The 17,018-nt window shown below is 41.2% G+C and carries 7 protein-coding genes and 1 pseudogene; all 8 read left to right on the top strand.

Going from position 1 to position 17,018, the window contains the following annotated elements; translation table 11 throughout:
- Positions 1–34 precede the first annotated feature (34 nt).
- The 8 genes and pseudogenes from GQR53_RS04970 (at position 35) to GQR53_RS04935 (ending at position 16,845) form a co-directional block, all read left to right on the top strand.
- Complete coding sequence (locus GQR53_RS04970) at positions 35–2,404, top strand: TonB-dependent receptor (protein WP_165743050.1); 2,370 nt, start codon at positions 35–37, stop codon at positions 2,402–2,404.
- A gap of 74 nt (positions 2,405–2,478) precedes the next feature.
- Positions 2,479–3,601 (top strand): annotated as a pseudogene (locus GQR53_RS04965) (phosphoglyceromutase).
- Positions 3,598–4,659, top strand: coding sequence for an alkaline phosphatase D family protein (locus GQR53_RS04960; protein ID WP_165743049.1), 1,062 nt, complete (start codon positions 3,598–3,600; stop codon positions 4,657–4,659). The pseudogene GQR53_RS04965 and the gene GQR53_RS04960 overlap by 4 nt, the downstream one beginning before the upstream one ends.
- Positions 4,660–4,820: 161 nt before the next feature.
- On the top strand, positions 4,821–8,120 hold the full coding sequence (gene recC / locus GQR53_RS04955) for an exodeoxyribonuclease V subunit gamma (RefSeq protein WP_165743048.1): 3,300 nt from the start codon (positions 4,821–4,823) through the stop codon (positions 8,118–8,120).
- The gene (gene recB, locus GQR53_RS04950) at positions 8,107–11,685 is read left to right on the top strand and encodes an exodeoxyribonuclease V subunit beta (protein ID WP_165743047.1); all 3,579 of its coding nucleotides are present in this window, start codon (positions 8,107–8,109) and stop codon (positions 11,683–11,685) included. The genes recC and recB overlap by 14 nt, the downstream gene beginning before the upstream one ends.
- Positions 11,682–13,730, top strand: coding sequence for an exodeoxyribonuclease V subunit alpha (gene recD, locus GQR53_RS04945; protein ID WP_165743046.1), 2,049 nt, complete (start codon positions 11,682–11,684; stop codon positions 13,728–13,730). Before recB ends, recD begins: the two co-directional genes overlap by 4 nt.
- 432 nt (positions 13,731–14,162) lie before the next feature.
- A complete protein-coding gene (locus tag GQR53_RS04940; RefSeq protein ID WP_165743045.1) occupies positions 14,163–15,488 on the top strand; it encodes a PAS domain-containing methyl-accepting chemotaxis protein in 1,326 nt (441 codons plus the stop codon).
- Between the two features lie 286 nt (positions 15,489–15,774).
- Positions 15,775–16,845, top strand: a complete 1,071-nt coding sequence (locus tag GQR53_RS04935) for a hypothetical protein (RefSeq protein WP_002963298.1) — start codon at positions 15,775–15,777, stop codon at positions 16,843–16,845.
- The last annotated feature ends 173 nt before the right edge of the window (positions 16,846–17,018 follow it).

Genomic DNA, 17,018 nt, shown 5'->3' with positions numbered 1-17,018 from the left:
TCATATTTCATAATTAAAACTAAACGGGACAACAATGTACGCTTTAAAAAACAAATCGCTATTGAGCATGGCTATTGCCATGGCGGTATCAACATCTACTTATGCTAACGACAACACCATAGAAGAAGTAACCGTTGTAGCTAAACCAACGAGCTACGCTAACAATGTTATTGAGCCTGCAATGCTTGAGCAGCAAAGTTCGGTATCGAGCATATTATCGGTTATTGATAACTTACCAGGGATTAGCATAAACGAAGGTGATGCATTTGGTGGCGACGATTGGTCTACTACAATCACTATGCGTGGTTTTAGTATTGATGGAAACCAACAACAATTAGGTATGACCGTTGATGGCATTCCCAATGGTGGCTCTAATTACGGCGGTGGTGCTAAAGCTAACCGTTACTTGGAGAGTGAAAATTTAGCAACGGTAGAAGTAGGTCAAGGTACGTCTGATATTAAGTCGGCTTCACTTGAAGCACTAGGCGGGACATTTAACTTTGTAAGTAAAGACCCAAGCCTTGAAAAAGGCACTACCTTTGCTTATACCTCAGGCAGTCACGATGCCACGCGTTATTATATTAAACACGAAACAGGCACTGTTTTTAATAACACACAAGCGTACGTAAGTTACTCGCAAACCGATACAAGCCGCTGGATTGGTTCAGGCAGTAATGGGGGCAAAGACAACCAACACGCAGAGCTTAAGTTTGTATCTAATTTTGACGATTTAACACTTACTGGTCGTTTATCTTACGATGATGTAAGCGAGACAAACTATAACAGCGTAAGCCTTGAGCAGTTTGAACAAACACCCGATTGGGATCAGCTAACATGGAATTGGATAGGAGTTCCGCATTTTGACCAAATGTTTGCAGAAGGTTGGGGAACGCTTCGTGAAAATACCTTAGGCTATTTAAAATTTGAATACGCTATTTCGCCAACTTCATTATTAACTGTTAGCCCTTATTATCATAAAAATTCAGGTCGCGGCGATTGGATCCCACCTTATTTAACAACGCCGGTTGATGAAACTGGCAACCCAACAACCGAGGGTGGCACTAATGCAGGCTCTTATGGTTTTGCTGATAGTGAAGGCAACCCGCTTGCACCCAATGCCGATTGTACGCAAAGTTTGAGCTGGCCATGGGAGTCGGGTCCTGGTTTAAATCCTGCGTGTTACAATGCAACAGCAACGCCTGTTATGTCTTACCGCCATACGCATTACAACAAAGATCGTTTAGGTGTAACGGCAAATTACCAAGCTACATTTGGTGATCACGATATCGAAGCGGGCTTTTGGTATGAGCAAAGCGAGCGTGATGAATCGCGTGATTGGCACAAAGTAATTGATGCGCGTATTTATCATCACTTTGATAGCACGCCTTACTGGACACAATACAAAAACACTTTTGATACCGATACATTCAAATGGTACCTACAAGACTCGATTAATTTTGGTGACTTAACATTAAATATTGGTGCAAAACAGTATTTAGTTGAACTACAAAAGTACGACCACTTTGCTAACGAAAGTTCAGATAAAGTAGATAGCGACTCAGACGTGTTATTTAGCGGTGGTGTATTGTATCAGCTAAATAACAGTACAGAATTATTTGCCAGCTACAGCGAGAATTTTTCAGCAATAAAAGACGGTGTACTTGAGCGAGATAGCTCAACACTTACAAACATAGAGCCAGAAACTGCCGACAACATCGACTTTGGTGTACGTTACCAAGCCGACAGATTAACCCTTACAGCAACGGCTTACAGTGTTAAGTTTGATAACCGCATTACCTTTATTGCCCCTGGTAGCGGCACAGACGGGATTGATTACACGATTGGTACAAATGGCTCGTACGTAAATGTAGGAGGCATTGACTCAAATGGGCTCGAGCTTGCAGCAAGCTATATGTTAACACCAAGCTGGAGCGTGTACTCGTCGTATACTAATAGCAGTTCTGAGTATTCATCCGATGATCCAAATGCATACGATTCACAGGGGGTAATATTAAGAGATGAAAGTGGTAACGAGGTAGCACCGAGCTTTAGAAAAGGCGACAGTATAATAGATTCATCAGAAGATTTATTTGTGGTATCTACCGATTACTTTAGCGATGGCTTTCGTGTTGGTTTATCGGCTAAATACACCGGTGAGCGCTTAGGTGCATGGCAAGACGAAGACACTCGCACGCGTAATAAAGTAGACGGCTACACCGTACTTGATTTTAATGCAGGTTATTCAACTTACGTAGATGCAGGTCCGTTTAAAGCCATTGACGTATTCTTTGTTGTTTATAACGTTACTGACAAAAGCTACTTAGCAGGTGGTACTGGTAACGGCGCTACTTATTACATTGGCGCGCCACGCACCGCAGCAGTTACATTTACCGCTGACTTTTAATTAAGTTTTAGTAATTGAATTAAAATAAAGCCCATCATTGATGGGCTTTATTATATCAAAGGGCGCAAAACGCGATGAAAACAATTATAAAAGTAACACTATTTAGCTTAAGTGTATTAGCGAGTAACTTTGCAACAGCAGCGCAAAATGTAGTGCTGGTAACGCTTGATGGAGTACGCTGGCAAGAAGTATTTAATGGGCTGATAATAGCTTAATGAATAATACTGATTTTGTTAAAAAGCCAGAGCAATTAAAGACCCAGTTTTGGGCAAAAACAGCGAATGAGCGCCAGCAATTACTAATGCCTTTTTTAACGCAAGTAGTGGCTAAAAAAGGCATTATAATTGGTGATAGAGCTAACGGCTCTACTATGTCGGTAAGTAACCCGTGGTATTTTTCATACCCTGGTTATAACGAAATACTCACGGGTGAAGTTGACGAAAATATAAATAGTAATAACAAAGTGCTCAACCCAAATAAAACTATTTTAGAGCGTTTAGATAATTTACCTGAGTTTAAAGGTAGCACAGCCTTATTTGGTAGTTGGGATGTATTCCCATACATTGTAAATACTAAGCGCAGTAACGTGTATGTAAATGCAGGTTTTATGTCAATTGAAGAGAATTTATTCACAGATGCGCCATTATTAAATGCGTTACAAAATGAAATCCCCAGTCCTTGGTATAACGTACGACTAGACAGTTTTACATATCGCTTTGCTAAAGCGTATATGTTGGCTAAAAAGCCTAAGTTGTTAGTGATAAGTTTAGGCGAAACCGATGACTTTGCGCATGATGGACATTACGATCAATACCTTAAATCGGCAAGGCAAAGTGACGCGTTTATAAAGACTTATGGGCAACCATTCAAACTACAGCAGGTTATAAAAATAACACCACACTAATTACTACTGATCACGGCCGTGGCAATAATGCCAACGATTGGCAACATCACAGCTCTAAACGTGCACTTGCTGAGCTAGAGTTAGGTGAAAATACCTACCCAGAAGGAATTGTCGGCTCTGAACATATTTGGCTTGCAGCCATTGGCCCCGCAATAAAAGGTAGTGGCTTAATTAAAACTAAAAATGAGCTTAAACAAGCGCAAATAGCGGCGACCGTTTTAAAGGCGCTTGGGCAGAATCCAAATGAAATAAATTCAAATATGGCGCCTGCTATTAGCGAGATTTTAAAATGAAGAACCTATTAAAACCATTAACCCTAACTGCCTTGGCGTTGAGTTCGGTTATTAGCGCAAGTATTACTGCCGCGCCATCTAAAATCCTATTTGGTTCGTGTGGGCATCAAGATAAAAACATACCCATATTTAATACAATTAATAAAGAGCAAGGGGATTTGTTTATATTTTTGGGTGACAATATTTACGGCGATACCAACGATATGGATGTACTTGGCGATAAGTACCAACGTTTAGGGGCAAAGCCTGGTTTTAAAACGTTAAAAGCGCAAACGCCTATTATTGCTATATGGGATGACCACGATTATGGCCAAAACGATGCCGGTAAAGAGTATCCGCATAAAGAGCAATCACGCCAAATTATGCTTAATTTTTGGGATGAACCTGCGAACTCAGCGCGTCGCACTCGCCCTGATGGAATTTATACCTCGTACATGTATGGTGAAAATGAGCAAACCATACAAGTAATAATGCCTGATTTACGTTGGAATCGTGATGCGCTAAACCATGTAGGTGAGCTTGAATACTACACTAAGCGCAAACTTAATAACCAAGGCCCGTATAGTCCCAGTGAAGTGAAGGGCGCATCAATGCTAGGTGAAGCCCAGTGGCAATGGCTTGAACAAGAGCTTAAAAAGCCTGCTGCAATAAAATTGATTGCCTCAAGCTTACAGCTTTTACCCGATTTTACAGGTTGGGAGTCATGGGCAAACTTTCCTGAAGATAGAAACCGTTTATTTGCATTGATTAAAAAGCATAAGGTAAATGGGGTCGTGATCATCAGCGGCGATACGCACTGGGGTGAAATATCAAAGTATCAGCAAAACCTTGATTACCCATTAATTGAGATGACCAGCTCAGGCTTAACTGAAAAATGGAAAGACGTAAGCCCTAACAAGCACCGAGTAGGGAATTATACTCATAACGTAAATTACGGTGATTTAAGCATAGACTGGCAGCAAACTGATCCCACTATTTCACTTAAATTAAAAGGCATTGATGGCCAAGTAATAATGCAAAGTGACTTTAGTTTATCAAGTATTAGCCCTTATAAATAAACTCACTACTACGCACAGTATATAAAATAGATGCTGTGCGTATAAAAATCTGTAAATTAGTTCTTAACTCTCTGATTTATTAAAGCCAATTACCCGTTTGCGCTACCCCTAATATTGAAAATATCTTACACTGGTTTTATCTCAAGCAAGGTCAGTGTTATATGCTAAATATTATTCAATCAAACCGCATGGAAGCCCTGCAAGCGCAGTTCCACCAGCTGTTAAAAATAAACCCATTGCAAAGCCCGTTCGACAAAGAAGTGGTGCTAGTGCAATCGCCGGGTATGTCGCAGTGGTTAAAAATAGGTTTGAGCGAAAACTTAGGGGTCGCAGCGCAGGTAGATTTTCCGCTGCCGTCGAGCTTTATTTGGCAGTTGTATCAGCAATTACTGCCAAATGTCCCTAAAGAGTCAGCATTTAATAAGCCCAACCTTGCTTGGAAACTGTTTACAATTTTACCAACCTGTATTGATGAGCCGCTATATTTGCCGCTAAAAACCTATTTAGAGGGCGATATTGACGGGCAAAAAACCTTTGCGCTATGCGAAAAAATAGCCGATGTGTACGACCAATATTTAATGTACCGACCGCATTGGATAGCCACATGGGATAGCGGCAAAGATGAGCTTGATGACGTAGATGTAGCCATTGCCCCATGGCAACCTGATTTATGGCGACGCATTGTAAAGCTAAGCCAAGAACTTGGGCAAAGCCAATTTCATCGCGCTAACATGCAAGGGCAATTACTTGCAGCACTTGAAACTATGGATAATAGCTTACTGCCACAACGCATTAGCTTATTTGGTATATCGGCGATTGCCAGCTCCCAGCTAGACGTATTTGAAGCACTGAGTAAAAAAACCGAGGTTATATTATTCTTTTTCAACCCGAGTGAGCATTACTGGGGCGATATTATAGATGAAAAAACAGCGGCTAAAATAAGCGCTAAATACGCTAAAATGCCGCTGGTGGAAGCACAACAAAAAAAACAAACCAATCCAGATGAAGAATACTACTTTATTGGTAATCCGTTGTTATCGTCGTGGGGTAAATTAGGCCGCGACTACTTTGAACAACTCGTACAGTTAGATGCCCGTTGGATTGACGGTTTTATTGATGTGTTTGACGACACCTTACTAGGGCAAGTACAAAGCGAGATTTATCAGCTTGCGTTTAAAGGTGAATCGCTGACCGATAACAAAGAGTGGTTTATAAACGACGAAGGTAAATTACCAATCAGCGCAACCGACACCAGCATTACGCTCAGCGATTGCCATACACCGCTCAGAGAAGTTGAGCGCTTGCACGACTACTTACTTAACTTATTTAATCAAAACCCAACGCTTACCCCCAAAGACATAATTGTCATGATGCCCGATGTAGGCACTTACAGCCCCTACATTGAAGCCGTATTTGGCGGAGCACAAGGCAGCCGCTTTATTCCTTACGCATTGGCCGATTTAGCCATAGAGCAAGAAAAGCCCGTGCTTAGCTCATTTGCGAGTTTAGCTAACTTACCGTTTTCGCGCTTTGGTGTGTCGGATATTCTCGATTTATTACAAGTGACGCAAATAGCCGCAAAATTTGGGCTTGAAGCACACGAGTACGAGCAAATTCAATACTGGCTTGAACGTGTAGGCGTGAAATGGGGTATAAACGCAGCGCATAAAAGCAGCTTTGATTTACCCGCTATCGACTTAAATACCTGGCAACATGGGCTCAACCGTTTATTGCTTGGCATTGCCATGCGCGACGAGCAATGCCCGTTTAACGGCATTTATAGCGCTGACGAAGTAGAAGGCATGGCACTTGATACTCTCAATAAGCTCGTGCACTTTATTGATGTACTGCAAAGCTTTAAAGAGCAGCTAACGCCCGACGATACGCTCACTAATAAAGCGCATATTTTAAGTGAGCTATTAAACGCTATATACGAAAGTGAAAGCGACGACAGCTGGGATTTATTAGTGCTGCAAAATGTGCTCGAAGAGTTACAAAAACACCACGACAACGGCGATTACAGTAAAGCGGTTTCGCAGCGTATTGTTAGTTACTTAATTAAACAAGGCATTCAAGAAAAAGGCGTAGGGCAGCGATTTTTGGTCGGCCAAGTAAACTTTTGTACGCTTATGCCCATGCGCGCCGTGCCATTTAAAGTGGTGTGTATGCTGGGCTTAAACGATGCCGACTACCCACGTAACGTACAACCCATTGGTTTTGACTTAGTGCCTTATTCTAAAAAGCAAAAAGGTGACCGATCACGTAAATTAGATGACCGCTACTTATTTTTAGAAGCACTACTGAGTGCCCGCGACAACTTATACATGAGTTACATTGGTCGTTCGTGTTTTGATAACCAACCGCGTATGCCATCAACCCTTGTAAGCGAGCTGTTAGAATATATTGGGCGTAGCTTTGTATTAAGCGATAAAAGCGAAAAAACACTGCCCGCATGTCTAATTAATCAGCAGCATTTACAGCCCTTTAATAGTCATTATTATTTAGCCGATGAGCAAGCCAATACTGTGCTGAGTAACCACAGTTACAATCCAATTTGGCTGCCAAGTGAGTCAATTAAACCACAGCCGGTTATTGCGCTTGATGTTGTTGTGCCAGAGCAGCTAGATCTCGATGTGTTTATTAAAAGTGTGTGCAGCGCACAAGAGAGCTTTTATCAACAAACATTGGGCTTACGCCTGCCACAATTTAACGAAGTAGCAAAAGACGAAGAACCCTTTAGCCTAGATGCGCTGCGCCGTTATTTTTACCTTGATGAAATACTTAAAGCCAATATAAACGAGCAACCCCTAAGTACCGAGCAAATACTGCAGCGGGGTGAGTTACCTCAAGCCAATGTAGGCAGCCTCATATTTGAGAGTATGGAGCACCGAGTTGACGCGCTTGCAGGGCAAGTCAAAGAGCACATTAAAGGCGGAAAAAGTGAGCCGATAGAAGTTTTGCTTACCATTGAAGGCACCAAAATAGAGGGCTGGCTCAATCATGTGTATTTGCAAAAACAAGTGTTTTACCGCAGTGCAAGTATTAAAGCGAAAGATTTAATTAAAGGCTTTATTTATCACCTCGCAGCGCAAAGTATGGATCAACAAGTAGAAACGTTGCTACTTGGGCTTGATAAGCAAATTACCTTTGCGCCCATAAACAAAGCCGATGCGGATGCACTATTAGCCGATTGGTTTGAGTTATACAAAGCGCTGCGCGCAGAGCCTGTGCCGTTTTTTCCGGTAAGTGGTTATGAATACGTTAAAAGCCGCGGCGATATAACAAAAGCAATGAGCAAATTTAGCCCGCAATACATAGGGCGAGGCGAGGGCGAAAACCCGTATATTCGCTTAACGGTGCAATCGCTAAACGACTGCCAAGAAGAATTTATAAAATGGAGTGATAAATTGCTCACGCCTTTATTTGAACACGCAAAGGAGAGTGACCATGCAAGCGCTTAATCCTCTTACTATGCCGCTCATTGGTCAAAGTTTAATAGAAGCCAGTGCGGGTACTGGTAAAACTTATACCATTACGGGGCTGTATTTACGTTACTTACTAGGTATGCAAATAGAAGGTAAGTTAAGTACGCCGCTCAGTGTTGAGCAAATTTTGGTTGTAACCTTTACCGACGCCGCCACCCAAGAAATTAAAGACCGCGTACGCAGCCGAATTATTGCTGCGCGCGACGCATTGCTTGGGCAAGACCCAAACGACGAACTCATTGAAGGCGTAATTGCCAAAATTGATGATAAGCACCGCGCGTTTGATTTGCTCGATGCAGCTGCTAAATCAATGGACGAAGCCGCTATTTTTACTATTCATGGCTTTTGTCAGCGGATGCTAAAACAACATGCGTTTGAGTCGGGAGTGGCGTTTAATCTCGAATTTATTTTAGATGAGCGCGATATATTACTTGAAACCATTAAAGATTTTTGGCGTGCGTTTGTATACCCACTTAACAAAGAACGCACCGATGCTATTTTAGATGTATTTGCCGCACCAGAGGCTTTATTCGCTCAAGTGGCGAGCATTTTAAATAAAGCTAATGCGCACATTACGCCACAAATAAAATTAGATGATGTGTGGAAAGCCCGTGACGAGTACATAACACGTGTACCTGCATTTAAAAAAGCGGTGTTAGAGCAAGAGTTTATCGGTGCTATTAAAGGCTCGGGTTTAAGCGGGTCTAAAACGCCAGCACGAAAAGGCAGCCTTAGTGCGCTTGAGGCATTTTGTTTAGGCGGCGATTTGTTTTTTGAATTTGGCACTAACAAGTATTCGTTTGAAGTGTGGAGTACAGAAAACCTAAGCGATGCAGGTAATTATAAAAAAAATCAGCCATTATTTGTGCATCCATTACTGAGTCAGTTTGACGAGCTTGCCGCACTTAATAACACCATAAACCAAGGGCTCAAAATAGCGGTTGTACAACATGCAGCACGCTGGGTAAAAGCCGCAATAGTTAAGCGCAAGCAAGAGCAAAGCGTGATCACCCCAGATGACTTATTGACCAATTTACACAGTGCGCTTAATAACGAGCAAGGCGACGTACTAGCGCAAAAAATTGCGCAGTTATTTCCGGTTGCCATGATTGATGAATTCCAAGATACCGATCCGATTCAGTACGGTATTTTTAGTAAAATTTATGGGCAACAAAATACCACGCTTGCCATGATAGGCGACCCCAAGCAGGCTATTTATGGCTTTAGGGGCGCGGATATTTTTACATATATTGGCGCAAAAGAAGCTGTACAGGCTGATCAGCAATTTACGCTGGGTACTAACTTTCGCTCAAGCACCGATATAGTAAATAGCGTTAATAGTTTATTTGGCAAACACGCTAACAGCTTTATTTATAACGACGCCATACCGTTTAACGCAGTAGCTGCTAAAGGCAAAACAGCGGATGACTCTTTTTTAATTGATGGCAAACCCGCGACCGCATTCGAATTTAATGTATTTGTAGATGAAGCCGCCGATGAAAAAAACAAACCAACCAACAAAGGTGTAGGGCAAGCACATTTAGCCACTCACTTTGCTAATAAAATAGTGACCCTGCTTGAAAAAGCAAAACAAGGGGATGCGTGTATTGGCAGTAACCCTGTTAGCGCTGCCGATATTTGTATATTAGTGCGCGACCGTGTTGAAGCACAAATAATGAAAAAAGCACTAGGTGATGCCAAAATAGCCAGTGTGTATTTATCGCGCGAGAGCGTTTTTAGCCAAGAGCTTAGCCATCACCTACTTAACTTTTTAACAGCGCTGCATGGTCAATATGACGAGTCATTGCTTCGCGGTGTTTTAGCAGGTCCGCTATTTTGTTTAAGTTATAACGAAATATACGCACTCGCTGATGATGAAAATAAATGGCAAGACTACTTAAACTTTTTTGCACAACTTAGCCACATTTGGAACAAGCAAGGCGCTATGGCAATGCTTGAGCGCTTAATGAGCCATAACCAGCTTAGTGCTAAATGGCAAGGGTTAGGATATAACGTTGAGCGTTGGCTGACAGACTTTAGGCACTTGGGCGAAATACTTCAGCAAAAACAAATAGAGCTTGAAGGCACGCTGCGCTTACTGCGATGGTTTGCACAAAAGGTAAGCCAACAAGACGGTGAAACAGTACAAGTACGCCTAGAAAGTGACGCCAACTTAGTTAAAATTGTCACTATGCATGCCTCAAAAGGGCTTGAATACCCTTTGGTATTTATGCCGTTTGCCAGTGGCTATCGCGAAACAAAAGAAGCGCTTTATCATAATAATGGCAAGCTAGTTTACGATTTAAGTAAAGACGAAGATGCCCTTCAAAAAGCAGAACAAGAGCGCCTAGCTGAAGATTTACGCCTGCTTTATGTAGCACTTACTCGCGCTGTGCATTTTTGTGCGCTGGGTGTTTATAACATAGGGCAAGGGCAAAGTAGCCGTTTAGCAATGCAAAGTAGTGCACTTGGACATGTTTTATTTGCAGGGCTTGAACTTGCCAGTAGCCAAACATGGCGCACGCATTTAAGTGAGTTTTGCGACGCTAACAGCGCGATGAGCTATCAGCAATTTACCTCACAAACGTTATTAGAGCAGGGAACACTTTGTTTTAATAACAGTGAAAGTGCGCAGCAAACGTTAAGTGTTAATAAAGTAACGGCAAATATTGAGCGTAACTGGCGAGCAACTAGCTTTAGTGCATTGAGCTTTAAAAAACACAGCGACCAATTAGCCCCAGGGCGAAGTGATGAAGATCACGAAAAAGACGAGTTTGCAGTGCAAGAGGACGAACTACCATCACCTTATAGTTTTCCTAAAGGGGCAAAGCCGGGTAGCTGTTTACACGAAATATTTGAACAAATAGATTTTACTAGCCCAATAGTTCACCCAACTAATACCGAGCAAAACTTATCTGAGGTAGTTAAGCGCAGCCTTGAAAAATACCACATAGGTGAGCAATGGCGAGAAGTGGCTGAAAAGTGGGTACTTGATGTTCTTGCGTGTCCCCTAGATAACAGCTCTTTAAAAAACAGCCTTCTTTCATTGGGTGTGCTTGCCCCCAATGATTGCCTAGTCGAAATGGAGTTTAATTTACCCCTTGAGAGCTTAAGTGCACCTAAGCTAAACGAAATGCTGGTGAAACATTTTGGCTTTACGCAAAGTAAGCTTGAATTTTCACAAGTAAAAGGCCTGTTAAAAGGCTTTGTCGATTTAATATTTTGCTACCAAGGCAAATATTATATTTTAGATTATAAGTCTAATTATTTAGGTAGCACGCCAGCTGATTACGAGAGCGACATGCTTGAGCAAGCGATGAGCAGTCATCAGTATCATTTACAGTATTTAATCTACACGGTAGCGCTGCATCGTTTATTAAAACAACGTATAGCTGATTACTCGGTAGAAACCCATTTAGGCGGTGTGTATTATACTTTTTTACGTGGGATGCCGGCAGGGCAAGGCGTGTACTTTAAAAAGCTAACTGAAGAACAAGTGATTATTTTAGATGGCTTATTTAGCCAAGGAGCCATGCTATGAGCGATTTAAATGAACAACCTGGCTTGTTTGACGATATAGACGAGACACTTAATAATGAAGCAGCAGAGCCTCTTACTTCAAAAAATGTAGCACAAGATGCCCCATTAGAGGACATTGTGTTAAATAATACGATTATCGAAGTACCGTTACTTGAGTATTTATTAGCGCAAAATCGACTACGTGTAGTTGATGTTAAACTCGCAGAATTACTGTGTGCTAATGACATTGAGCAACCTCATAATGAACTGTTTTATATTATTTTATTACTGTGCTTATCGCAGCAAAGCCAGCATAGCTGCCTAACTTTAAATGAGGTTGATTGGAATAATCCTTTTAACTTACGCAATAGTGACTTTAATAAACTCGATGGCAATGTACCCAATACGCTAAGCCCGTTTGGTGATGACTTTAACGTACACACAGCGCTTAGTTATTTACAAAGCCATGAAAGCGTAGGCGAAAATAAACCACTGCAACTATTTAACGAGCGACTTTATTTTGCGCGGCTTGCCGGTTATGAGCAAACACTCGCAGATAGATTACTAAGTATGAGCGAGCGAAAGCTCAATATTAACAACGAAGTATTGGCTGAACTTTTAAATACCTATTTTCCTGCAGATTCTGCAATTGAAACTGATTGGCAAAGAGTGGCATGTGCGATTGCCGCCACCAAAGGCTTTAGCGTGATCACGGGTGGTCCAGGTACCGGTAAAACCACCACAGTGACTAAGTTACTGGCTATTTTACAGTCGCTTTATAAAACCGCACCACTTAGTATTAAGCTGGTGGCCCCTACAGGTAAAGCCGCTGCACGTTTAAGTGAGTCTATTTTGGGCGCTAAAAATAAGCTCACAACGATTCCTGATGATATAAAAACGCTGATACCGCAAAGCGCTCAAACTATTCATCGCTTATTGGGCGTAAAACCGTTTACTAATAAATTCAGACATAACAAAAGCAATCCGCTGCATTTAGATGTGCTGATTATTGACGAAGCCAGTATGGTCGATTTATCGCTGATGGCTAAATTAATAGAAGCACTGCCTACGCATGCGAGATTAATACTCCTAGGTGATAAAGATCAGCTTGCCTCGGTAGATACCGGTAGCGTGATGAGTGATTTATGCCAAGGTTTAACACTTGGGCAAACGCCACGCTACTCGCAAGCACGTTGTGATGAGCTAAATAGCTTATGTTTTAATAATGAGCCTAAGCTCGTAGCGCAAAGTACGAGTGAATTTAAACTCGCAGATTGCGTTGCTTTTTTACAGCACAGTTATCGATTTGATGTACAAAGCGGCATTGGTCAACTCGCACTTGCGGTAAATACCAATAACACCGGTATTTTAAATTACGTAGAGCAAGAAAGTACTGAAGGGCGTTTTAACGATGTAATTTTAGATTACGACTTTGTAGCAAAACCAATTGAAAAGCTTGTTAAAAGTGCAGCAAGTCATTATGCAAAATACCTTAACTTAATTGCCCAAGGTGCAGATGTTGCACAGGTGCATACTGCTTTTGCTAGTTATCAGCTTTTAGCTGCGGTACGAGAGGGCGATTACGGCGTGCATAGCTTAAATCAGCGAATAGAGCGCGTATTGCAACAGCAAGGTTTAATTACCGTAAGCCCTAATACTCATCATTATACAGGCATGCCTATTATGGTGAGCCAAAACGATTACCAGCTTAAGTTATTTAACGGCGATATTGGTATTTTAATGCCCGATGAAAGTAATCAGCTCAAAGCCATATTTATTGACGAGCAAGGTAATCAACGAGCATTTTCGCCAGCACGACTCCCTGCACACGATAAAGTATACGTAATGACTATTCATAAATCACAAGGTTCAGAGTTTAGTTACACCGCTATGGTACTGCCACCGCTAAAACAAGCGCGCATGGGTATTAACAGGCAATTAGTGTATACGGGAATAACCCGTGCTAAAAATACCTTTGAGCTGGTGGCAGACAAAAAAGTACTGCAACTAGCAATGAATAAAAGCGTATCAAGAGCATCTGGTTTGTATGAAAGGTTACAAGTTTAAGCTTAGTTTGAATTTTTTATTAATAATTTAGCTTCAAACTGCTTGTTATTTATCGCGTTATTATAAATGTCTTCTATACTAAAGTTAATTTTATATTGAATGTATTTGGGCGTGTTGATTTTTGGTGGCTGAATTTGCAGCAGTGTGTTTGGTTTTTAGGCAAGGCAGAGCCTATGTAGTGTGGTTATTCCCCATAAATAGGCGATAACGTAGTATAAATACCAAACATACGCTGCCCTTTGGGTTCTTTCTAGGGACGATTAATTCTTTGTTGCCTACATGGATGTAGGTAAGGGGCGCGAGCAGGACGCGGAAGCTTTGCTCGGTTTTTACTTAGCCCACTAGGTTACAAACCTCGCGCCGTGATTTAATCGCCCCTAGATTGAACAAATTTCAATCCACAAAGGTCAACACGCCCAAGTAAGGATATTAATGTTTTTTTCTAAAAATAAACAAAACGAAATAGCTTCTCTAAAAGCTGAACTTTACCCATTACAACAAGTATGGGAAGGGCTTTACCGAGAGATGTTAGTACTGAACATTCTCTATGATGGCAGAATTTCGCACGCCAATGATAGGTTTTTAGAAAACTTAGGCTACAACGAAGACGATCTTACTAATAACTCTTTTGATGATTTTATTACTGAGTCATCTCGTCAATCTTCAGAATTTAAAAGCCTACAGCAAGCTATAAAAAAAGAAGGACATTGGGGCGGTGCATTACAAATTGCGCGCGGTGATGGTAAAGCTGAATGGTTACGTTTAATAGTACATCCTGTAAAAGGGGAGCAAGATCAGTTGCTCTATTTTTCTATATTCGGGAGTGTGCTTACAAAAACAATTACGGCTTCCCGCGAGCAAAGCGACACTATCAAAGCGATATATCGCTCTATGGCAGTAATTGAATTTGATTTAGAAGGCCATGTTTTAAAAGCAAATGAGCAGTTTTTATCAGCAATGGGTTATCAAGAAAGTGAATTAATAGGAAAACACCATCGCACATTTTGTGAAGCTTCAGAGTATAATTCCCAAGAGTATCAACAGTTTTGGGCTAAATTAAGAGAAGGACAGTTTATAGCGGAGCGCTTTAAGCGTGTTGATAAATACGGCAATGTTGTATGGTTAGAAGCGTCATATAACCCAATCTCAAATGACGTGAATGAGCTTTATAAAGTAATGAAGTTTGCAACAGTTATTACAGAGCAAGTAAATCAAGAAATTGCGATATCTCAGGCTGCCGAAATTGCTTATAGCACCTCAACCCAAACTGATAAAAAAGCAGAGCAAGGCGCGAGCGTTATACAAGATACGGTTACAGTAATGACCGAGCTTGCTATTAACATGGAGCAAGCTGCAAGTGAAATTTCAGCGCTTGATCAGCAGTCGCAACAAATATCGAGTATTGTACAAAGTATTAGTAGTATTGCAGAGCAAACCAATTTGTTAGCATTAAATGCCGCAATTGAAGCGGCTAGAGCTGGCGAGCAAGGTCGAGGCTTTGCTGTGGTTGCAGACGAGGTTCGACTGCTTGCATCGCGTACATCAAAAGCAACAGAAGAAATAGTAGAAGTAGTACAGCGTAACCAATCACAAACCCAAAATACGGTGGCTGTAATAGAAAAAGGTAAAGAAAAAGCAGAGCAAGGTTTAGCACTATCTAAAGAGTCGGGTGATGTGATGCAGGAAATTCAGCAAGGCGCACAAGAAGTTGTGAATGCGATTGGGCAATTTACCAGTGAACTCAAAGCTAACGGCTAGATTAGTTACGTCCTTATTCTAAAGCGGGCACCTTTACCGGTACCCGCTCAACCTAACCCCCCTCAATATTACTCTCGAAACACCCCTGATAATTTTAAATTTAACAACTATTCTTTATTAACCCATTAAATAACAAGTAATAAGTTTCTTCATTCCTATAAATGATAATAAATTGTTGCATTTTTGTTCTTTGTTCCTAATACTGATGAACGCCAAGGCTGACAAGCCCTAGTATGAATACCTTAAATGATAATAAAATATTACGCACACAACATTAAGGAATTGTATGAACAACACTAAGCGCACACACACATTAATTAAACCAAGTCACCTAATTGGTGCTGGGCTTGCTATGCTAATGAGCTTTTCTGCTGCGAGTAAAGACTACAAAATTATATTAATTCACGGGTTACAAACTTCGCAAATAACCAATAAGTCGGGTAGTGATGTAATTAATGACGGTGAAACATATTGGCAATCGTACTGGAATAATCGTGCAGATGAGCGAATTGATTGGCCTGCTTATGAGCGAATTGAAGATAAAATTGCTACCGATTGGGTGTGGCCAAAGTTAAAGCAAATTTCACGCTCTAATTTATGCAGTGATGGCTGTGTATTTGTAACACATTCAACAGGCGACTTAGTTGCACGCCATATTATTGATAACCAAGAAAACTGGTTAGAAAACGCAGGCTTACAGCCGCTTAATATTGTTGCGACGTTTGATTTAGCAGGCGCGGGTGGTGGAAGTGAGCTTGCAGATGTAGCAGTTAGTGCTTTAACTGGTGCATCATGGAACTTTGCGGTCGATGCAGCACTCAAATGGTGGCTAGGGAGCGATGTAACCGAAGCTGTTGGTGTATTACACGATTTAAAAGTGAATAATGCCCGTAAAATATCGCCATTTCCTGATGCACGTACACCTCGTTTACGCTTTGTGGCAGATGGTAATGCGTATTTAGGTTTAACAGGTGGATTTTTAAAAGGTAATGATGATTCGGTTGTAGCATCGCACTCTTCATGTGGTGCAAGTTCGGCTGGCTCGTTTGGAAGTTGTAGCAGCAGTATTGATACAGATGGCCATTTAAAATCGCAAGGTGATGCTGTTAGTAGCTTTATGCCAAATCATTATCCAATGATGATGAGTGACAGTTATAGCCATAACGAAATACATAACGCGCAGCGTAAAGGTAATGTCACAATAGCCATGAATAACGTAAATGTTGAAGGTAATAACGTAGGGTTTAATACGTTTGATAAAACTACAGGTAGTTGGTTTTGGAAAAAACAATATCGTTATATTAAGGATTCAAATAATTTAAGTGCATCAGCACTTATTTATAATGTGATTCCATAACATAGAAGGCGTGTAGTTATACCAATCTGCATAAATCTTTGATCAATTTAACGAATTAAATTCCACTATAACGTCGTTAAAATTTTTTTATTTACGACTGCATGGATGCAGGAGGTAGAGCAATGCAGGGAGCAATTGCCGAGAACAACTAGATACAAAAATTTTAGCCTAGT

Origin of the sequence: Pseudoalteromonas sp. Z9A6, from assembly GCF_011378805.1 — a bacterium.
In the GTDB taxonomy this organism is placed as follows: domain Bacteria; phylum Pseudomonadota; class Gammaproteobacteria; order Enterobacterales; family Alteromonadaceae; genus Pseudoalteromonas; species Pseudoalteromonas distincta.
The sequence above is the reverse complement of the archived record's forward strand: the minus strand, read 5'-3'. Positions and strand labels throughout refer to the sequence as shown.